The organism is Pseudosulfitobacter sp. DSM 107133 (genome assembly GCF_022788695.1).
Classification (GTDB): Bacteria; Pseudomonadota; Alphaproteobacteria; order Rhodobacterales; family Rhodobacteraceae; genus Pseudosulfitobacter.
In genome coordinates this window covers 2,819,543-2,837,708 of record NZ_CP085154.1, presented here as the reverse complement: position 1 = coordinate 2,837,708, position 18,166 = coordinate 2,819,543, and the positions used below count along the sequence as shown (strand labels likewise).

Here is an 18,166-nt window from a genome sequence, read left to right as displayed (position 1 = left end):
CGGGGCATTCCATAAGGGGCGCAATGGCACTATCTCACACCCCATGAAGATTTGCATGTCGATCTTGTCGTTGCTGATGCTGCTGTCCGCGCCTGCGCGGGCGGACTGTGTTATTTTGTTGCATGGGTTGGCCCGCACCGAGACTTCCTTTGCCCTGATGGAAGCGGCGCTGGAGGCGGACGGGTTTCAGGTGGTGCGCCCCGGCTATCCGTCGACCGAAGCGCGCGTGAAGTCGCTGGCCGAAGGTGTGATGCCGGCGGCACTGGCGGAATGTGGCGACCAGAAGGTTGATTTTGTCACCCACTCGATGGGCGGTATTCTGGTGCGCGAATGGTTGCGTGACCACGATCTGCCGAACCTGGGGCGTGTGGTCATGCTGGCGCCGCCCAATCAGGGCAGCGAAGTGGTGGACAAGCTGGGCGATCTGGCGGCTTTCGAGTGGATGAACGGCCCCGCAGGCGCGCAGATGGGCACCGGCCCCGACAGCCTGCCGCGCAGCTTGCCGCCGGTGGATTTTCCGCTGGGGGTGATTGCCGGTGACCAGTCGTTGAACGCCTATTTCTCGACGCTGTTGCCGGGGCCGGATGACGGCAAGGTCAGCGTGGCCTCGACCCGTGTGAAGGGGATGAGCGCGCATATCGTTCTGCCGGTCACGCATACATTTATTATGAACAACCCGCGCGTGATTTCACAGACCGTGCATTTCCTGCGCACCGGCACCTTCGAGGACAATATCTCGTGGCTGGATGCGGTGCTGGAGCAACTGGATTGCCCCAGCGGCGATTGCGTGGCGCGCGGCGGGTTTTGGGGATCAAAGCGCAATGCTGACAATTGATGTGACAGGGGCCGAGGTGTTGGGCCCGCAGGGCTTTCACCGTGACGGGCTGAGCCTGTGCGATGGGTTGATTGCCGATGCACCTGTGGGGCGGTCGGTGGATCTGAGCGGCTTTCGCGTGCTGCCCGGCATCGTGGATGTGCACGGCGACGGTTTCGAGCGGCATCTGGCTCCGCGTCGCGGTGCGATGAAGCAGATGGCCGAAGGGCTGATCGCCGCCGAGGCGGAACTGGCCGCCAACGGCATCACCACCGGTGTTCTGGCGCAGTTTGTCAGCTGGGAAGGCGGCCTGCGCGGGATGGACTTTGCCGATCAGGTGTTCACCGCCATCCGCGACACAGCGGGCGGGCTGGTCACCGACCTGCGCCCGCAGTTGCGCTTCGAGACGCATTTGCTGGATGATTACGCGGGCCTGCCTGCGCGGATTGCGGAATGGGGCGTGTCCTATGTGGTGTTCAACGACCACCTGCCGCACGCGCGTCTGGCCGAAGGGCGCAAGCCGCCGCGGCTGGTGGGGCAGGCGCTGAAAGCGCAGCGGAACCCGGAGGTGCATTTCCAGATGCTGCTGGACCTGCACGCGCGTCGCGCCGAAGTGCCTGCCGCTTTGGACGGGCTGTGCGCCGAACTGGGCCGGATGGGCGTCCAGATGGGCAGCCACGACGATCAGACTGCCGAAGACCGCGCTGCGTGGCGCGCGCGGGGTGTGAAAGTGTCGGAATTTCCCGAAACGCTGGACGCCGCCGAGGCGGCACATGCGGGGGGAGATGTCGTCATTCTGGGGGCGCCCAATCTGGTGCGGGGTGGCTCGCACAAGGGCAATGTCTCGGCGTTGGATGTGGTGTCGATGGGGATGGCCGATGCGGTGGCCTCGGATTACCACTATCCCAGCCCGCGCCGTGCCGCCTTGATGCTGGCGCGTTCGGGGGTGTTGGATTTTGCTGCCGCGTGGGCGCTGGTGTCAGCAGGACCTGCGCGGGCGCTGGGGCTGGAAGATCGCGGCGTGTTGCAGGCGGGCAAGCGCGCCGATCTGGTGGTGCTGGACGGCGCTGACCGCGTGGCGATGACCGTATCAGGCGGGCGCGTCAGCTATCTGTCGGGCGATATTGCGGCGCGGCTGGTGGCCTGACCCCAACGGGGGGCGCTGGCGGACAGCGGCCCTCCGGGGGGGATTTCTTAAGCCAAAAGAAAGCAGTCAGCGCGTGATGCGGTTGACGTGGCCCATCTTGCGGCCCGGTTTTGTTTCGGCCTTGCCATAAAGATGCAAGGCGGTGTCGGGGGCGGCGGCCAGTTCGGGGACGCGGTCCATGTCGTGGCCGATCAGGTTTTCCATGACCACGTCACTGTGGCGCTGGCCGTCGCCCAGAGGCCAGCCGGCAACCGCGCGGATGTGCTGTTCGAACTGGTCCACGGCACAGCCGTTCTGGGTCCAGTGGCCCGAGTTGTGCACGCGCGGGGCGATCTCGTTCACGATCAGGCCCGCAGGAGTGACGAACAGTTCGACCCCCATGACGCCCACGTAATCCAGTGCGTTCAGGATGCGCGCCGCCAGCAGCACGGCATCGGTGCGCGCGCTGGCGGGCAGCGAGGCCGGGACAGTGGTGGTGTGCAGGATGCCGTCGCGGTGAACATTTTCACCGGGGTCGTAGCAGGCGACTTCGCCCTTGGCGCTGCGGGCGGCGATGACGGACACCTCGATGGTGAAGTCGACGAAGCCTTCGAGCAGGGCGGGTGCGCCTGCCATGTCAGCAATGGCCCGGGCCGCGTCGGCGTCGGATTTCAGGCGGGCCTGTCCCTTGCCGTCATAGCCGAAGCGGCGGGTTTTCAGGATCGACGGCGTGCCGATGGTGCCGAGGGCGGCGTCCAGAGCGGCGGCGTCGGGAATGTCCGCATAGGGCGCGGTGTTCAGGCCCAGATCTTTCAGGAAATCCTTTTCGGTCAGGCGGTCCTGACTGATCCGCAGTGCCTCGCGGTTGGGGTGGATCGGTTTGATCGCCTCGAGGACGTCGAGCGCCTCGGTGGGGATGTTCTCGAACTCATAGGTGATGACATCGACCGAGCGGGCAAAGGCGGTCAGCGCGGCGGTGTCGTCATAGGCCGCCGTGGTGCAGGCGTGGGCCACGTCTGCGGCCGGCGGGTTGGCGCCGGGCTCGTAGATGTGGGTTCTGAAGCCAAGGCGGGCCGCAGCAACCGACAGCATACGGCCCAGTTGGCCGCCGCCCAGAATGCCGATGGTGGCGCCTGTGGCCAAGGGAGTGGGTCGGGGATCAGTCATCGGAAGGTTCTTCCGGGATAGAGGCCGACAGATCGGCGCGCCATTGGTCCAGACGCTGTGCAAGGTCGGCGTCAGTCAGGGCAAGGATGCCCGCCGCCATCAGACCGGCATTGGCAGCACCTGCGGCACCGATGGCCATGGTCGCCACGGGAAAGCCGCGCGGCATTTGCAAAATGGAATACAGCGAATCGACACCCGACAGCGTTTTGGTCAGCACCGGAACGCCGATCACCGGCACGCGGGTTTTCGAGGCCATCATGCCGGGCAGGTGGGCTGCACCGCCGGCACCGGCGATGATCACCTGCAAACCGCGATCCACGGCTGTCTTGCCATAGTCCCACAGCCGGTCGGGCGTGCGGTGGGCCGAAACGATGCGGGTTTCAAAGGTTACGCCCAGATCCTCCAGCATTTGCGCAGCTTCGCGCATGGTCGGCCAGTCGGACTGGCTGCCCATGATAATGCCGACTTTGGGGGATTGGTCTGTCATCCTGTGCCCTCGTGTATTGTCGTTTGGTCAGGGACTTATACGGGCCTGATCCGGCGGGGCAAGGCTCAGGCGATGATGTCGGGGGTCAGACGGTCTTCGAGTGTCGAAATCAGGTCTTTCAGGCGCAGTTTGCGTTTTTTCAGCCGTTGCAATGTCAGCGGATCGGATGTGGCACGCTGGGTCATGGCCGAAATCGCCTCGTCCAGATCACGATGTTCGCGCCTGAACACTTCCAGTTCAACACGCAGCACATCGTCATTTTTCATCGAAAGGTCAGAGGGCGCATTCATGGATTGTTGATTCCTGATGAGTAACGAGTTGTAAACATAAGCGATGATCCCCGTTGCGCATAGAGTGCGTGCAGCGCAAATGCTGCGATTGGGTGGCTAAAATTGCTGCTTTTTAACAAAGCGACACCGGCATGGCCGCCCGGCCCCTTGTCTGGGCGCGAAAATCTTCCCATATTCTTATCAGGCGGTTGCCAAAAGGGGCCGCAATTGACTGTCGCTTGATCTGATAAGGACGTGTCGCAATGACGAAAATGACCCTTGGTTCGCACCCGCATATGTTGGGGTTCGAGCAACTGGAACGCCTGCTGGAACGCACGGCGAAATCCGGAAACGAAGGCTATCCGCCTTTCAATATCGAACAAACATCCGATTTTTCCTATCGTATCACCCTTGCGGTGGCCGGATTTGCCGAGGACGATCTGCAAATCACGGTCGAGGACCGTACGCTGGTGATCCGCGGGCGGCAATCCGATGACGGCGAGGGCAGGGTGTTTTTGCACCGTGGCATCGCCGCGCGACAATTCCAACGGACCTTTGTGCTGGCCGACAGCGTTGAGGTTGGAGAGGCGATCATTGAAAACGGTCTGCTGCATGTCGATCTGACGCGGGCAAAACCCGAAACAGTCGTCCAGACCATCAGCATTCGGAAAGGGTAACCACATGGAAACGCCATTTGACACAGAACCCAAAAGCAACATCGTGTATGTCAAAACCATCGATGTAAGCGATCTGCCGCAGGACGTTCAGGAACAGGCCGAAGGGCTTGACCACCTTTATGCCGTCCATGACGCGCAGGGCACGCAAATTGCCTTGGTTGCAGACCGCAAGATGGCCTTTGTGCTGGCCCGCCAGAATGACCTTGCCCCGCAAGCGGTGCATTAACACAACTGCGCTGCTGGCCTTGCAGGCCGGCAGCCTGCGGGCCTCGCGGCGCTGGACGAAGCGCGGGACTTGATCGCGCGCCACATCACAACTCTCTGCAACACGGCCCAAAGCTCTGCCCTTTCATCGGGGGCTTGTGAAAACGGACTGTGTTTTCTAAACTTCAAAGGTCACAATCTACAATGGGAGGGCACAAGCTGAACATGCGTATCATCCGCCGACTTCAGCATGGTCCCCGCTTCGCCCTGTAAATCCGTTTGCAGGGCCGACCCGAGACATACATCTCAATTGGTCGCCCATAGCCGCGTTGCGGCATCCTTTTGTATGATCCGAGACCCCTATGACAATTCTGAATATCAACGCTTTGGGCGTCGTCCTTGGCGATCCTCTCTTTGACGACTTGAACCTGACCATTTCCAAGGGTGACCGTGTCGGTCTGGTCGCCGCAAACGGGCGCGGGAAGACGACACTTCTGGAGTGTCTGGCGGGGATCGGTGAACCGACAACCGGCGATATCATCCGCGCACGCGGTCTGCGAACCGGATATGTGCCGCAAAACGTTCCACAGGACGCCTACGGTCATACCCTTTACGACTGGGTGCTGGCCGCGCTTCCGGCTGAACAAGCTGAATATGAAAGCTGGCGTGTGGATGTGGTGCTGGGCGACCTGAGTGTCCCTTATGAGTTGCAACACAAACCCCTGAGCGCGCTGAGCGGTGGATGGCAGCGCACCGCGATGTTGGCGGCTGCGTGGATTACGCAACCCGATATTTTGCTGCTTGATGAACCCACGAACCATCTGGACCTGCACCGTATCGGATTGCTTCAGGAATGGTTGGCCGGCCTGCCGCGCGATATGCCTGTTGTCATCACCTCTCATGATCGGGCGTTTCTGGATGCCACAACCAACCGGACGCTGTTCTTGCGGGCCGAACGGTCGCGGGTGTTTCAGCTGGCTTTTTCGGCGGCCCGCGCGGCACTGGACGAAGCGGATGCTGCCGACCAGCGGCGCTTTGCCAACGATCTGAACAAAGCACAGCAGCTGCGCAAACAGGCCGCGAAGTTGAAGAATATCGGGATCAATTCCGGCTCGGACCTGCTTGTTACCAAGACCAGGCAACTGAATGATCGTGCAGCACAGATGGAGGCGGCGGCAAAGCCATCCCATCAGGATCGCAGCGCAGGTGACATCACGTTGGCAAACAGCGGCACTCACGCAAAGGCGCTGGTTACATTGGATGACATAGCGGTCGAAACGCCGGATGGCCGGGTTTTGTACAAAACGGGGCAAAAGTGGATTCTTCCCGGCGACCGGATTGTGTTGCTGGGGGCCAATGGCACCGGAAAGACGCAACTGGTCAAGTTGATACAAAACGCATTCGAAGGCCGTGACAGCGTGGTGAAATGTGCACCTTCGATTGTCCCGGCCTGTTCCGATCAACATCTTAGCCAGCTTTCGGACAGCGACACGCCCATGACGGCAATCGCTGGGCAGTTTGACATCGGTGATCAACGCGCACGCGGCGTGTTGGCGGGCGCGGGTGTGGCGATACAGATGCAGGATACCAAGATTGGCGCATTGTCTGGCGGACAAAAGGCGCGTCTGGCGATGTTGGTCCTGCGCCTGAAAAATCCGAATTTCTACCTGTTGGACGAACCGACAAACCACCTTGATATCCAGGGACAGGAAGCGCTGGAGGACGAGCTGATTGCGCATGACGCGTCTTGCCTGCTGGTCAGTCACGACCGCAGCTTTCTGCGCAATGTCGGCAATCGGTTCTGGTGGATCAAGGGCAAGAAGCTTGAAGAGGTGGACAGCCCGGAACCGTTTCTGTGCGCGGCGATGGGGACATCGTAAATCCGTTGGGGCAAGAATAGGCCAATCAGTTGTAAATTGATCCGGTCTGCCCATCGCGCCGCCTGATGAAGATGCAGCTTTTCTTGCGGTCTTCGCGGGGGCTATGGTGGCCTTTGATGCCAGCTTCGGCGCGGCCAATGCCTGTGTGAGGATGCGATGACATATGAATTTGACTGGGTGGATGCGTTCACCGACCGTGCTTTTGGTGGCAATGGTTGTGCCGTGGTGCATCAGGGCGCAGGGCTGGGCAGCGAAACCTGCATGGCCTATGTCCGCGAGACATCTCTGGTCGAGTGTACCTTTACCGGACCGTCAAAGGTGGCCGATGTGCGGGTGCGCTATTTTCTGGCCAGCCGCGAGATTCCCTTTGCGGGGCATCCCACCGTTGCCACTGTCGCCGCGATGCGTGCGCGCGGGATGATCGCGGATGGTCCGCTGGTGCTGGAAACCGGTGCGGGGCTGGTGCCGGTGAACGTGCAGGGCAACCATGTGACGATGACGCAGGTGGCGCCGCAATTCGGTGGTTTTGCCGATCCGGCGCTGGTCGCGGCCGTGGGGGGCTTGACGGCGGATGACATTGTCAGCCCGCCCCAGCAGGTCAGCACCGGTCTGCCCTTTGTCATTACTGTTCTGAAAGACCGGGCGACGCTGGAGCGGGTGCAGTTGAACCTTCAGGCCCTGGCCGACCTGGCGGCGGCGCAGGGCACTGACATCGACATGATGGAACCGTTCTGGTGCACGCTGGAAGGGTTCACGCCCGCAGGCGACACCGCCGCGCGGTCGCTGATGGCCCCGCCCAGCCCGTCCGAAGACCCGTTTACCGGATCGGCCACAGGCGCGATGGCAGCCTATCTGTGGGGGCAGGGGCTGATCGAGACGCCGACGTTCACTGCCGAGCAAGGGCACGGAATGGGCCGCCCCGGACAGGCACACGTGCGGGTGCTGGGGCCGCGCAACGCGATCACGGGCGTCGAGGTTGCGGGCGCGGGGTTTGTGTTGATGTCCGGGATGCTTGATCTTGGCGATGACTGATCCTGCAATCGCTGTGCTGCCCTATGGCAAGGGCGTCGGGCGGCGGGTGGCTGATCTGCCGCTGGACATGCTGCACTGGCCTGTCGGGCGTCCGGCGCACCTGAGCAAGGGCACGGTCGCGGATCTGGGGGCGCAGGATCACCTGCTGGTCTACCCCAAGACCGCGATGCATCTGCGCCCTTTCGGGGTGGCTGCACAGGTCAGCGTGATGGTGGTGGAGCCGCGCGCCATTCATTTACGCCACCTGCGGCTGCTGCGCTGGACGCATTGGCGCTATCACCGGATATTCACCCATGATCCCGGTCTGTTGCGCGGCGCGCCGAATGCGCGGTTTCTGGCAGCGGCGCGCACTTGGGTGCCAGAGTGGGAGACGCTGGATCTGAGCAAGACCCAGGAGGTTTCGCTGATTGCGTCGAACCGGCGTGATCTGGAGGGGCACAAATTGCGCCACGACGTCGCCGCCCTGGCGCAGGGGGTAACGCTGATGGGGCGCGGCTATGCGCCCTTCGAGCACAAGCACGAAGGGCTGGCGCCATTCCGGTTTTCGGTGGTGATCGAGAACATGCGGGCAGGGGGGTATTTCAGCGAGAAGCTGGTAGATGCCTTGTTGTGCGAAACGGTGCCGATCTATTGGGGCGCGCCGGATGTGGCCGACTATTTCGACACGGACGCGATGATAGTCTGCACCAGCAAAGACGAGATATTGGCAGCGATTGCAAAAGCCGATGCCGGTCTTTACGCGGCGATGCGCCCTGCGCTGCTGCGTGCCAAAGCGCAGGCGGTGGAGTGGTCGGACTATGAACGCAGCGCCGCCGAAATGGTACGCGACGGGGTTTGACGGCCACCGGCACGGCATTGCATCACTAAAAAGGCCCCGCTGAACACAACGGGGCCTTTTCATATCTGTCGGTCTTGCGCGCTTTATTCGGCGGCGATCAGACCCATGCTTTCCAGCTTCAGCAGAACCTGGTGGGCGCAGTTGTCGACGTCTACATTCTCGGTTTCGACGCTCAGCTCGGGGTTTTCCGGCACATCATAGGGGTCAGAGATGCCGGTGAACTCTTTGATCTTGCCTTCACGGGCCAGCTTGTACAGGCCTTTGCGGTCGCGGCGCTCGCATTCCTCGATCGAGGTGGCAACGTGAATTTCGACAAAGGCACCAAAGGCTTCAACGTCTTCACGCACAGCGCGGCGGGTTGTGGCATAGGGCGCGATGGGCGCGCAGATGGCGATGCCGCCGTTCTTGGTGATTTCCGACGCCACATACCCGATACGCCGGATGTTCAGGTCGCGGTGCTCTTTCGAGAAGCCGAGTTCCGAGCTGAGGTTCTTGCGCACCAGATCGCCGTCCAGCAATGTCACGGGGCGGCCACCCATTTCCATCAGCTTGACCATAAGGGCGTTGGCGATGGTGGATTTGCCCGAGCCCGAAAAACCGGTGAAGAACACGGTAAAGCCCTGCTGCGAACGCGGCGGCTTGGTGCGGCGCAGTTCCTTGACCACTTCGGGGAAGGAGAACCAGTCGGGGATCTCCAGACCTTCTTGCAGACGGCGGCGCAGCTCGGTGCCCGAGATGTTCAGGATTGTGACGTCGTCTTTGTCTTCGATTTCGTCCATGGCTTCGTATTGGGCGCGTTCCTGCACATAGACCATGTGTTTGAAATCGACCATTTCGATGCCCATTTCTTCCTGATGCGTGCGGAACAGGTCCTGCGCGTCATAGGGGCCATAGAAATCTTCGCCTTTGGAGTTCGAGCCGGGGCCCGCGTGGTCACGACCAACGATAAAGTGGGTGCAGCCGTGGTTCTTGCGGATCAGACCGTGCCACACGGCCTCGCGCGGGCCGGCCATACGCATGGCAAGGTTCAGCAGTGACATCGACGTGGTGGCCGCCGGGTATTTGTCCAGCACGGCTTCGTAGCAGCGCACGCGGGTAAAGTGATCGACATCACCCGGTTTGGTCAGGCCGACAACGGGGTGGATCAGCAGGTTGGCCTGTGCTTCGCGCGCGGCGCGGAAGGTCAGTTCCTGGTGGGCGCGGTGCAGCGGGTTGCGGGTCTGGAATGCAACCACTTTGCGCCAGCCCATTTTGCGGAAGTAGCTGCGCAATTCGTTGGGCGTGTCGCGGCGGGCGCGGAAATCATAGTGCACGGGTTGCTGGATACCGGTGACCGGACCGCCCAGATAGATCTTGCCTGCCTGGTTGTGCAGATAGTTCACTGCGGGGTGTTTGATGTCATCGGCACCAAAGACCTTTTCCGCTTCGTTGGCCTTGTTCGGCTCCCAACGGTCGGTGACAGTCATGGTGGCCAGAATTACGCCTTCCTGGTCGCGCAGGGCGATGTCCTGACCAATTTCCAGCGACTCGGCAAATTTTTCGCTTACGTCGAGGTTGATCGGCATCGGCCACAGGCTGCCGTCGGCCAGCCGCATGTTTTCCACGACGCCGTTGTAATCTTCTTCGGTCAAAAAGCCCTTGAGCGGGTTAAACCCGCCGTTCATCAGCAATTCCAGATCGCAGATCTGGCGCGGGGTCAGATCGTGGCTGACCAGATCGGCCGCCTCGAGTTTGAGCTTCTGGGCTGAATCGTAGGAAACATATAGTTCTGGAATCGGGGCGAGATTATTCTGCATCGGCATGAAGATTGCTTTCGTTCAACGGGTGGAGGCGGCCCTGCGGACAGCGCTTGATGCGGGCAATAGCGGGCTGGGCGCTGGGCGTCCAGATGCAGAGCGCAGGCAAAATCACATGTGACGCAAAATCGGCACAAATTCCCCTGTCGAGATGGGTTTTCGGGGTGTTTTGTCCTGTTTTTGCGGGTTTTGGCGAATGGCGCATATCGGCTTTGTGTGCTGGTCATGCGTTTTGCCCTAGGGCGCGGGCATTTGTGGCGCGTTGGCGGCCTTGGGTACAGGCAGGGCGTGGATGTCGCCATCAACCCCGCGCAAGGACAGAGGCACCAGTTCGCCGGGGGGCTCAAGGCCGGCGGCGTGCAGCACGGCGGCGCTGATCAGCAGTTCGACTTTCATCGGCTTGGTCGCGGCCTCAAGCCGGCTGGCGGCATTGACGGCATCCCCGATCAGGGTGCGCGGCGCATCGCCCTGCGCGCCGATTTCCCCCAACACGACGTTGCCCAGATGCAGCCCGATTCCAATACCCACGGGCGGCGCGCCTTCGGCTTGCAGGCCGGCATTGAACGCATCCAGCGCCCGCCCGATCCCGGCGGCCGCCGTCAAGGCAGCCTGTGCCGAAGAGGCGGTGTCGGGGGTTTCGAACAGGGCCAGAAACCCGTCACCCAGATATTTGTCGATCTTGCCCCCCGAAGCCGTCACCGCTGGCACAACCGCGTCAAAGAACCGGTTCAGCAGGAACACCACATCATAGGGCAGTTGCCCTGCGGTGCGCGCGGTAAAGCCGCGCATGTCCAGAAACAGAATCGCAAGCGGACGTTCCTGCCCCTGCGTGGCCGATCCGCGCGCGATACGGGTGCCGTGGGCAAACACACGATGAACAGTCATCGCCTGCGCAGGTTTGATCTGGCAAGCCAGCCGCGTGCCCGAGGCAGCCCCCACAGCTTGCAGGCTGCGTGCTTCGGCCTCCGAGGGCGGTGGGAGATCTTCGGCACCCGCTTCGATCATTACGCGGCAGGTGGTGCACCGGCCCTTGCCCCCGCACAGGGCGGTGTGCGGCACGCCCGCGCCGCGTGACATTTCCAGCAGTGTCTGGCCCACGGGTGCGGTGATGGTTGGCCCGTCCGAATAGGTGATACGTACGCTGCTGCGCCGTGCATTCAGCCGCAGGGCAAAGTGCAGCGCCAGAGCAGAGCAGAGAAGAACGACAAATCCCCAGTACAATGCGGCGTCGATCTCGAAAAGGTGCGTGAACTGCCCGGGGCCGGGCCAGTTGTAGGCATCCAGCATGTCCAGACGTGTGTCTTCGTCCTGGGCAGCCAGCTGCAAACGGCGGCTTTCGGTCACAAAGCCGGCCAGCGCAAAGGCGGGGACCAGCACCGCCAGACCCGTCAGCACATGGGTGTTGCGCCGCCACCACGCCCGTCCGCGCAGCCAGAAGTGCAGGCCGATGCAGCTGTGTATCCAGACAATAAGCAGCAGCACGCTTTGGGTCAGCGCCGATTTGGTGCCCCAGATCAGATACATCAGATATCCCATCTGGTCCTCGACGTCGTAAACCTCGTGGGCAATGCGGGTGAAGGTGATGTGCGTTATCAGCAACAGCGGAATGGAAAAGCCAAAGGTGTATTGCACCGCCTCGGCGCGCGGCATGCGCAGGCTGCGCCGTTCGATCAGGCGCCAGAGCGCCAGGCCCGCGTGCAGGATCAGCATTGCGTAGAGCAACACGCCGCCCACCGGGCTGCGGGAGAATATTTTGCGAAGCTCCTGGCCGCTTTCAAGCCAGTCGGGCGAGAACAGGCCCAGGCCGATATTGAGAAAGTGCAGCAACGCATACAGCATTAGGGCCAGCCCGCTGACGATGCGGGCGCGCGTTGCCCAGTTGCCGCGCCAGAGGTCGGACATGATCTGCTCCTTGATTTGGCGCAGAATGGCCCGACCTTGCGTGCGCGGTCAACGAAAGATGGGGGCCAGCCCCCCGGCGCATGCGCGCCGTCCCCCGGAGTTTATCCGGCAAGATGAAGGGGCTGGCGAAGTGGTCAGACGCTCTCTTGGACTTCGGCGCCGTGACCGAGCGGCAGGGAGGTGTCTTTTGCCACGTCCGTGTCGGTGTTTTCTGCCAGCCAGCGTTCGGCTTCGAGCGCGGCCATGCAGCCCATGCCTGCCGAGGTCACGGCCTGGCGGTATTTGTGGTCGGTCAGGTCGCCCGCGGCAAACACGCCCGGAATTGATGTTTCGGTGCTGTCGGGTTTGGTGACGACATAGCCGCCCATGTGGGTTTCCAGCACGTCCTTGACCAGTTCGTTCGAAGGCGCGTGGCCGATGGCGACAAAGACGCCCTTGGCAGGAATGTCGGTGATTTCGCCGGTGTTCACGTTCTTGACCTTCACGCCCTCGACGCCCAGCGGGCTGTCGGTGCCGTAAACCTCTTCGAGCTGGTGGAACCACAGGGTTTCGATCTTGGGGTTCTTTTTCAGCCGGTCTTGCAGGATCATCTCGGCGCGCAATTCGTCGCGGCGGTGGATCAGCGTGACCTTGGAGGCAAAGTTGGTCAGGAACAGCGCCTCTTCCACGGCGGTGTTGCCGCCGCCGATCACCACGATTTCCTGGCCGCGATAAAAGAAGCCGTCGCATGTGGCGCAGGCCGAGACACCGAAGCCTTTGAACTTCTCCTCGGACGCCATGCCCAGCCATTTGGCGCGCGCGCCGGTGGCGAGAATGATCGCATCAGCCACATAGACCGTGCCGCTGTCGGACTGCGCCACGAAGGGGCGTTTTGAGAAATCGACCGAGGTGATGATGTCGCTGACAACGTCGCAGCCCATCGCCTTGGCGTGGGCCTCCATGCGCACCATCAGGTCGGGGCCTTGCACTTCGGTGTCGCCGGGCCAGTTCTCGACTTCGGTCGTGGTGGTCAGCTGGCCGCCCGGTTCGATGCCCTGAACAAGGATCGGCTCCAGCATGGCGCGGCTGGCATAGATGCCGGCTGTATAGCCCGAGGGGCCCGATCCGATGATCAGAACCTTGGTTTTGCGTGTTTCGCCCATGATGATCCCCTTAGGTCGATATCCCTGTGCGCCGAAACGGCGCGGTTTGGTGAGTGGTGGTACATATTGTGCAGCTCCTTGGATATAGACATCTGCGCTTTGTGATTGAACCCCGCAATTGCATGGCCGATATGCAGCGCTAACAGGCGATTCCGTCGATGAGAGTGCAAGATTCTTGCGTCTGAGCGAAACATTATTGCGCACAACGCGGTCGGTGCTATAACAACCGCAAATTCCGGGGGTGAAATGGCGAATACGCGGCTTGATCCAATTGATCGCAAGATTCTTGCAGAGCTACAGGCAGACGGGCGCATGACCAATGTCGAGCTTGCCAAACGGGTGGGGATTTCCGCGCCACCCTGTTTGCGGCGGGTGCGCACTCTGGAAGAGGCGGGGTATATTCGCGGCTTTCATGCGGATGTGGATGCGCATGTTCTGGGCTTTGAAGTGCAGGTGTTCGCGATGGTTGGTCTGGCCAGTCAGGCCGAAAGTGATTTGAGTGCTTTTGAGGACCGCTGCCGTGCATGGCCGCTGGTGCGGGAGTGCCACATGCTGAACGGCGAAGTCGATTTTATCCTGAAATGCGTGGCGCCCGATCTGTCGGGCTTCCAAAGCTTTCTGACGGGGCAGTTGCTGACCACACCCAATGTGGCCAGCGTCAAGACATCGCTTGTGATCCGTCAGGCCAAGGACGAGGCGGGTGTGCCCTTTGACGTTCTGGAAGACCGGCTGAGCAAGACCGCCTGAGGGATGACCCGCGCAGCAGGCGCGGGCCGTCAGGCTGCGGTTTCGATCTGCTCTGGCGCGCGCGGATGCGCCAGCGGACCAAAGTCGGTTACATGGGAAATGCGCGGGAACATCGACAGGAACATGTCGCGCACGGAATGGCTGACGTTGCGGGTCGCGTTGGCGCCGGGATGAAAGGTTTCCATAAGCATGCCACCGGCATAAACCGCGGCATGGCGTGTCAGGCCGATGTGGAACAGCCGCACCGATGTGGGCGGCGAGATTTCAATGACATTCACACCGTCGACAAAATCCCGGGCAGGGGTCAGCATTTGCGCACCCGATGCCAGGGTGCCGCGCAGGTTGTGCGGCGTTTGCAGCAGGCGGGCCGACGGCCCGACGGTCAGAAAGCTTTCGGGGCGCGCGGGGCCGAAGGTGTCGGCCATGATGCGGATCAGCGACGTGCGCTGTCCGGTGTCGGCGGGTACAAAAGTGGTGGACCCGATCCAAACGGCCTGCGCAGCATCCCCGTTCGAGGTGCGCAACCAGTCGCCCGGTTGCAGATCTTCGATGGCGATGGGACCATCGCGTCCTTCCAGAACAGTGCCACGCGCAAATGCGGAAAAGGCCGATTCGATCAGCGGCAGGGCGGGTGCCTTGATCTGGCTCACCATACGGCTGCCATCGGCGCGCAAGGCGGCGATTTCATATGTCCGGTTCGGCGGCAGTCTTTTGCCCTGAGCAGTCGGGGCATATTGGCTGTAGTAGCGCGATTGCCCTGCAAGGGCGATAGTCGTGGTCATGCGATTAACCTTGTTCTGGTCGGTCACATCTGATGTCGGCCCCCACCGACGACGATAGATGAACTGAGGTTCACGTGTCTGATGAACCGTTAATCGCTGTTTAAAGGGTGGATTGTCAAAGAATTGACGACATTTGCCGTTCAAATCACACCAATCCGCCTCATTTGAGGCGGATTGTCAGGCGGCGCGCGCCAGATTTTGCCACATTTGCCGCAGCCCTGCGCGCAATGTGATTCTATTTTTGCACCATGATTCGGCCTGAAGGCAGCGGATCAGGCGGCTTTGCTGTTCAGCTCGGCTTTGCGTTTTGCGATGAACGCCGCGCGACGTTTGCCGCGCGCCCAAGGCATCACGGTTTTTTCGTCAGCCGCTGCTGCAACCACGGACTTGATGAAACGTGTGTTGGTTTTCATGTGTTTGTCCTCTGCTCTGTCATAGATGCGGCAAAGTGCGCCGCTGTTAACAACAGTTTTGCAGGAGCATTCTGGCCCGACTGGGACCGGTTTCTGCCGATTTCAAGATGATTTGAGGCAAATGAGGATTAAATAAGGCGCCGTGGCCGCAATTGTTTCCGTTCTTGCGGGTCTCAGAGCCGGATGGCTGCGATCAACCGGCCATAATCGGCAGCACGTTCGTGAACAGACCGGCGATAGGAGAAAAACTGCTCGGGATCACTATAGGTGCAATGGCGGGTCCATTCAGCCGACGCAACGCCGCGCTGTCGCAGGCGGTGCAGCCCGTATCCGGGCAGGTCGTACATCATCCGGTCGCCCTTGCCGTTGGCGAAATAGCGCGCGCTTGCGTCATCCTCGGCCATATGGGCTTCAAAGAACTCGGGTCCGACCTCATAGGCGCGCTGGCTGATCGAGGGGCCGATGACTACATTTATGTTCCGGGCAGAGGCACCCAAAGCCTCCATCGCGTCCACCGTCGCCTCCAGCACACCGTCCAGCGTTCCGCGCCACCCTGCATGTGCGGCGCCGATCACCTGCGCCTTGTGATCGGCAAACAGCACCGGCTGGCAATCCGCTGACAGAACCGACAGGGCCAGCCCCGGTGTTGCCGTCACCATCGCATCGGCCTTGGGTTTGTTGGGCAACGGCGCGGTGACAGGAATCACTTTGGTCGAATGCACCTGATACACGCTGAGAAGATGGTCGGCGGGCACGTCCAGACGGGCCGCGACACGGGCGCGGTTGATCGCGACAATCTCGGTTTGATCGGTGCTGCCGCTGCCACAGTTCAGCCCGGCGAACACGCCCGAGGACGCGCCACCCGCGCGGGTGAAGAACCCGTGTTGCAGCGGATCCAGTGTATCATGTGTCAGCAGTTTGAGTGTCATGGTTCCAGACCTGGTGGTGGTGCGGCGCCGTTTGGATAGAGGCCCAGCACTTTGAACAGGTTTCCCATTTCTGTCGGGTGCGTCAACCGGCGATGTGCGGCGATGTGCGCTTCCAGCGGCGCGTCGCGCAGAGTTTGCGCCAGCGTCTGGGCGCGCTGGGTGATACCAAGCCGTTCCAGAAACACTCCTTGCGGGGTTACGCGGGTAAACGGGCAGCGGGCGGCCTGCGTCAGGGCCTCAAAGTCGACATGGGTGGTCAGGTCTGCGGTGCCGGGATCGGTCAGCGGGTCGGTGGTTGCATGGGCTTTCAGGGCCTGCAACGTGTCGCCCAAAGACCGCCAGTCGCCATAATCAACGATCAGCGCCGCACCGCCGTGATCGTGAATGCGGGTGCTGATGGTGTCGATGATTGGCACAGCGGCGGGGCAGATCTCGACGATGTCGCCCTGGGCCGTGTCCTCAAGCCGGTGCGCCAGTGCCGGTTGCGGCGCGGCGGGGCCAAGCCCCATGTGCAGCAGACCCTCCTGCGCCCCCACCATCCGCTCGCGCCAATGTGCGCCGTCGCGTTGATATTGATGCACCGGCAGCGCGTCGAAGAATTCATTGGCGACCAGATACAGCGGTTGTTCGGGCAGGGCGTGTACGCTGTCCAGCCAGTCGGGCGTGTGGGCCTGCAACGTGGTGGCTTGAACGGCGCGCAGGGTGGGCGAGGCTTCGACGAGCGTGAGGGTAAGGGCCGCATGAAACCCCGGCAGACGGGCGGTGGCGCGCAGGATGTCGGCCATCAGCGTGCCGCGCCCCGGTCCCAGTTCGGCCAGCGTGATGGCCGCAGGCGCGCCCTGATCCAGCCAGCATTGTGCCAGCGACAGCCCGATCAGTTCGCCAAACATCTGGCTGATCTCGGGGGCGGTGGTGAAATCTCCCGCAGCGCCCAGCGGGTCGCGGGTGGCGTAATAGCCATAGGTCGGGTGCAGCAGCGCCTCGGACATATAGTCGGCCAGCGTGATCGGACCTGTCGTCGTGATCCGCTCGGTCAGTATCCTCAGCAGGCTCATGGGGTGGCGGTGTCTTTGCGGGCACGCAGGATCAGCCACAGGCCCAGAGCGATCATCGGCACAGACAGAATCTGCCCCATTGTCAGCCCCCAACCACCGACGTGCCATGCCAGCCCCAGCGGGTTGCCTTCGGAAATGAACTGCGCATCGGGCTGGCGTACGAATTCCACCAGAAACCGCGAGAGGCCGTAACCTGCGAAAAACGTACCGGCGACCCGTCCGGGGTGTTTCAGCGCCCCGCGTTTCCAGACAAGGACCAGCAGAACCGCGCCCAGAATCAGCCCTTCCAGCAGCGCTTCGTACAGCTGGCTGGGATGACGCGCGCACAGGCCCACAACATCGGGACAATATTGCGCTGCATCGCCGGGAAAGGCGACGCCCCACGGCAGGTCGGTCGGGCGGCCCCACAATTCGGCGTTGATGAAATTGGCTATACGTCCCAGCAGCAGCCCCGGTGGTACGCCCAATGCGATGGCATCGGCGGCGGCGGTTTTCGGGATGCCCTGACGCCAGGTGAAAATGAAGGCGGCAGCAATGACGCCCAATAGCCCGCCGTGGAACGACATGCCGCCCTGCCAGATCGCCAGTATCTGCATCGGGTTGGCCAGATAATAGGCCGGCTGGTAAAACAGCACATAGCCCAGCCGCCCGCCCAGAATCACGCCGATGATGATCCAGGTCAGCAAATCCTCGATCTGCGTCGTCGTCATCGGGGGCGTGTCATCGCGCCACAGGGACGGGCGTTTGATCGCGCGGATCACCAGCCGCCATCCCGCGAGAATGCCCACGATATAGGCCAGTGCATACCAGCGCAGGGCAATGGTCATGCCAAAAATCGACACCGAAAAGATGTCGGGAGAGATGTCGGGAAAGGGGATCAGACCGGTCATGGGTGCGACATGCATG

Annotated in this window: 20 protein-coding genes; 8 read left to right on the top strand and 12 right to left on the bottom strand. The window is 61.8% G+C overall.

Annotated elements, in window-relative coordinates; genetic code table 11:
* The first annotated feature begins 55 nt into the window (after positions 1-55).
* On the top strand, positions 56-835 hold the full coding sequence (locus DSM107133_RS13980; RefSeq protein ID WP_243253560.1) for an alpha/beta fold hydrolase: 780 nt from the start codon (positions 56-58) through the stop codon (positions 833-835).
* On the top strand, positions 822-1,961 hold the full coding sequence (locus DSM107133_RS13975) for an alpha-D-ribose 1-methylphosphonate 5-triphosphate diphosphatase (RefSeq protein ID WP_114292705.1): 1,140 nt from the start codon (positions 822-824) through the stop codon (positions 1,959-1,961). The genes DSM107133_RS13980 and DSM107133_RS13975 overlap by 14 nt, the downstream gene beginning before the upstream one ends.
* A 66-nt stretch (positions 1,962-2,027) precedes the next feature.
* On the opposite strand, the gene DSM107133_RS13970 is transcribed toward DSM107133_RS13975, so the two are convergent.
* From DSM107133_RS13970 to DSM107133_RS13960, 3 genes are all read right to left on the bottom strand, one after another.
* Positions 2,028-3,107: a 5-(carboxyamino)imidazole ribonucleotide synthase gene (locus DSM107133_RS13970; protein WP_114292682.1), complete on the bottom strand. Its 1,080-nt coding sequence runs from the start codon at positions 3,105-3,107 to the stop codon at positions 2,028-2,030.
* On the bottom strand, positions 3,100-3,594 hold the full coding sequence (purE, locus tag DSM107133_RS13965; protein WP_114292683.1) for a 5-(carboxyamino)imidazole ribonucleotide mutase: 495 nt from the start codon (positions 3,592-3,594) through the stop codon (positions 3,100-3,102). Before purE ends, DSM107133_RS13970 begins: the two co-directional genes overlap by 8 nt.
* A gap of 65 nt (positions 3,595-3,659) precedes the next feature.
* Positions 3,660-3,884 (bottom strand): DUF465 domain-containing protein, encoded by a 225-nt coding sequence (locus DSM107133_RS13960; protein WP_114292684.1) that lies wholly within the window; start codon positions 3,882-3,884, stop codon positions 3,660-3,662.
* 242 nt (positions 3,885-4,126) lie between these two features.
* Here DSM107133_RS13960 and DSM107133_RS13955 point away from each other — a divergent pair, with 242 nt between their 5' ends.
* From DSM107133_RS13955 to DSM107133_RS13935, 5 genes are all read left to right on the top strand, one after another.
* The gene (locus DSM107133_RS13955; RefSeq protein WP_114292685.1) at positions 4,127-4,540 is read left to right on the top strand and encodes an Hsp20 family protein; all 414 of its coding nucleotides are present in this window, start codon (positions 4,127-4,129) and stop codon (positions 4,538-4,540) included.
* A 4-nt stretch (positions 4,541-4,544) separates the two neighbouring features.
* A complete protein-coding gene (locus DSM107133_RS13950; protein WP_114292686.1) occupies positions 4,545-4,766 on the top strand; it encodes a DUF1150 family protein in 222 nt (73 codons plus the stop codon).
* 340 nt (positions 4,767-5,106) lie between these two features.
* Positions 5,107-6,624 (top strand): ABC-F family ATP-binding cassette domain-containing protein, encoded by a 1,518-nt coding sequence (locus tag DSM107133_RS13945; RefSeq protein ID WP_114292687.1) that lies wholly within the window; start codon positions 5,107-5,109, stop codon positions 6,622-6,624.
* 156 nt (positions 6,625-6,780) lie between these two features.
* On the top strand, positions 6,781-7,656 hold the full coding sequence (locus DSM107133_RS13940) for a PhzF family phenazine biosynthesis protein (RefSeq protein WP_114292688.1): 876 nt from the start codon (positions 6,781-6,783) through the stop codon (positions 7,654-7,656).
* Positions 7,649-8,494, top strand: a complete 846-nt coding sequence (locus DSM107133_RS13935; RefSeq protein WP_114292689.1) for a hypothetical protein — start codon at positions 7,649-7,651, stop codon at positions 8,492-8,494. The genes DSM107133_RS13940 and DSM107133_RS13935 overlap by 8 nt, the downstream gene beginning before the upstream one ends.
* Positions 8,495-8,577: 83 nt before the next feature.
* On the opposite strand, the gene DSM107133_RS13930 is transcribed toward DSM107133_RS13935, so the two are convergent.
* The 4 genes from DSM107133_RS13930 to trxB all read right to left on the bottom strand — a co-directional run bounded on the left by DSM107133_RS13930 (position 8,578) and on the right by trxB (position 13,334).
* On the bottom strand, positions 8,578-10,296 hold the full coding sequence (locus DSM107133_RS13930) for a bifunctional sulfate adenylyltransferase/adenylylsulfate kinase (protein WP_114292690.1): 1,719 nt from the start codon (positions 10,294-10,296) through the stop codon (positions 8,578-8,580).
* Positions 10,280-10,495: a hypothetical protein gene (locus DSM107133_RS13925; protein ID WP_114292691.1), complete on the bottom strand. Its 216-nt coding sequence runs from the start codon at positions 10,493-10,495 to the stop codon at positions 10,280-10,282. The genes DSM107133_RS13930 and DSM107133_RS13925 overlap by 17 nt, the downstream gene beginning before the upstream one ends.
* Before the next feature lie 32 nt (positions 10,496-10,527).
* Positions 10,528-12,192 carry an adenylate/guanylate cyclase domain-containing protein gene (locus DSM107133_RS13920; RefSeq protein ID WP_240310463.1) on the bottom strand — a complete coding sequence of 555 codons (1,665 nt, stop codon included), beginning with the start codon at positions 12,190-12,192 and terminating at the stop codon, positions 10,528-10,530.
* 134 nt (positions 12,193-12,326) lie between these two features.
* Positions 12,327-13,334, bottom strand: coding sequence for a thioredoxin-disulfide reductase (gene trxB / locus DSM107133_RS13915; RefSeq protein WP_114292693.1), 1,008 nt, complete (start codon positions 13,332-13,334; stop codon positions 12,327-12,329).
* Between the two features lie 246 nt (positions 13,335-13,580).
* Here trxB and DSM107133_RS13910 point away from each other — a divergent pair, with 246 nt between their 5' ends.
* On the top strand, positions 13,581-14,081 hold the full coding sequence (locus tag DSM107133_RS13910) for an Lrp/AsnC family transcriptional regulator (protein WP_114292694.1): 501 nt from the start codon (positions 13,581-13,583) through the stop codon (positions 14,079-14,081).
* Positions 14,082-14,110: 29 nt separating this feature from the next.
* On the opposite strand, the gene DSM107133_RS13905 is transcribed toward DSM107133_RS13910, so the two are convergent.
* The 5 genes from DSM107133_RS13905 to lgt form a co-directional block, all read right to left on the bottom strand.
* Complete coding sequence (locus DSM107133_RS13905) at positions 14,111-14,863, bottom strand: Hint domain-containing protein (RefSeq protein WP_114292695.1); 753 nt, start codon at positions 14,861-14,863, stop codon at positions 14,111-14,113.
* Positions 14,864-15,135: 272 nt separating this feature from the next.
* Complete coding sequence (locus tag DSM107133_RS13900) at positions 15,136-15,276, bottom strand: hypothetical protein (protein WP_205387781.1); 141 nt, start codon at positions 15,274-15,276, stop codon at positions 15,136-15,138.
* A 173-nt stretch (positions 15,277-15,449) separates the two neighbouring features.
* Positions 15,450-16,205, bottom strand: a complete 756-nt coding sequence (gene pgeF, locus DSM107133_RS13895; protein WP_114292696.1) for a peptidoglycan editing factor PgeF — start codon at positions 16,203-16,205, stop codon at positions 15,450-15,452.
* Positions 16,202-17,260 (bottom strand): SAM-dependent methyltransferase, encoded by a 1,059-nt coding sequence (locus DSM107133_RS13890; protein WP_114292697.1) that lies wholly within the window; start codon positions 17,258-17,260, stop codon positions 16,202-16,204. Before DSM107133_RS13890 ends, pgeF begins: the two co-directional genes overlap by 4 nt.
* A complete protein-coding gene (gene lgt, locus DSM107133_RS13885) occupies positions 17,257-18,150 on the bottom strand; it encodes a prolipoprotein diacylglyceryl transferase (RefSeq protein ID WP_114292706.1) in 894 nt (297 codons plus the stop codon). The genes DSM107133_RS13890 and lgt overlap by 4 nt, the downstream gene beginning before the upstream one ends.
* Positions 18,151-18,166: the final 16 nt, after the last annotated feature.

Coding starts and splice junctions, on each gene's coding strand:
- DSM107133_RS13910 (WP_114292694.1), top strand. CDS start 13,581: ATGGCGAATACGCGGCTTGATCCAATTGATCGCAAGATTCTTGCAGAG.
- DSM107133_RS13935 (WP_114292689.1), top strand. CDS start 7,649: ATGACTGATCCTGCAATCGCTGTGCTGCCCTATGGCAAGGGCGTCGGG.
- DSM107133_RS13960 (WP_114292684.1), bottom strand. CDS start 3,884: ATGAATGCGCCCTCTGACCTTTCGATGAAAAATGACGATGTGCTGCGT.
- DSM107133_RS13950 (WP_114292686.1), top strand. CDS start 4,545: ATGGAAACGCCATTTGACACAGAACCCAAAAGCAACATCGTGTATGTC.
- DSM107133_RS13900 (WP_205387781.1), bottom strand. CDS start 15,276: ATGAAAACCAACACACGTTTCATCAAGTCCGTGGTTGCAGCAGCGGCT.
- DSM107133_RS13930 (WP_114292690.1), bottom strand. CDS start 10,296: ATGCCGATGCAGAATAATCTCGCCCCGATTCCAGAACTATATGTTTCC.
- DSM107133_RS13925 (WP_114292691.1), bottom strand. CDS start 10,495: ATGCGCCATTCGCCAAAACCCGCAAAAACAGGACAAAACACCCCGAAA.
- DSM107133_RS13945 (WP_114292687.1), top strand. CDS start 5,107: ATGACAATTCTGAATATCAACGCTTTGGGCGTCGTCCTTGGCGATCCT.
- DSM107133_RS13975 (WP_114292705.1), top strand. CDS start 822: ATGCTGACAATTGATGTGACAGGGGCCGAGGTGTTGGGCCCGCAGGGC.
- DSM107133_RS13890 (WP_114292697.1), bottom strand. CDS start 17,260: ATGAGCCTGCTGAGGATACTGACCGAGCGGATCACGACGACAGGTCCG.
- DSM107133_RS13955 (WP_114292685.1), top strand. CDS start 4,127: ATGACGAAAATGACCCTTGGTTCGCACCCGCATATGTTGGGGTTCGAG.
- DSM107133_RS13940 (WP_114292688.1), top strand. CDS start 6,781: ATGACATATGAATTTGACTGGGTGGATGCGTTCACCGACCGTGCTTTT.
- DSM107133_RS13905 (WP_114292695.1), bottom strand. CDS start 14,863: ATGACCACGACTATCGCCCTTGCAGGGCAATCGCGCTACTACAGCCAA.
- DSM107133_RS13970 (WP_114292682.1), bottom strand. CDS start 3,107: ATGACTGATCCCCGACCCACTCCCTTGGCCACAGGCGCCACCATCGGC.
- pgeF (WP_114292696.1), bottom strand. CDS start 16,205: ATGACACTCAAACTGCTGACACATGATACACTGGATCCGCTGCAACAC.
- DSM107133_RS13920 (WP_240310463.1), bottom strand. CDS start 12,192: ATGTCCGACCTCTGGCGCGGCAACTGGGCAACGCGCGCCCGCATCGTC.
- purE (WP_114292683.1), bottom strand. CDS start 3,594: ATGACAGACCAATCCCCCAAAGTCGGCATTATCATGGGCAGCCAGTCC.
- DSM107133_RS13980 (WP_243253560.1), top strand. CDS start 56: ATGTCGATCTTGTCGTTGCTGATGCTGCTGTCCGCGCCTGCGCGGGCG.
- lgt (WP_114292706.1), bottom strand. CDS start 18,150: ATGACCGGTCTGATCCCCTTTCCCGACATCTCTCCCGACATCTTTTCG.
- trxB (WP_114292693.1), bottom strand. CDS start 13,334: ATGGGCGAAACACGCAAAACCAAGGTTCTGATCATCGGATCGGGCCCC.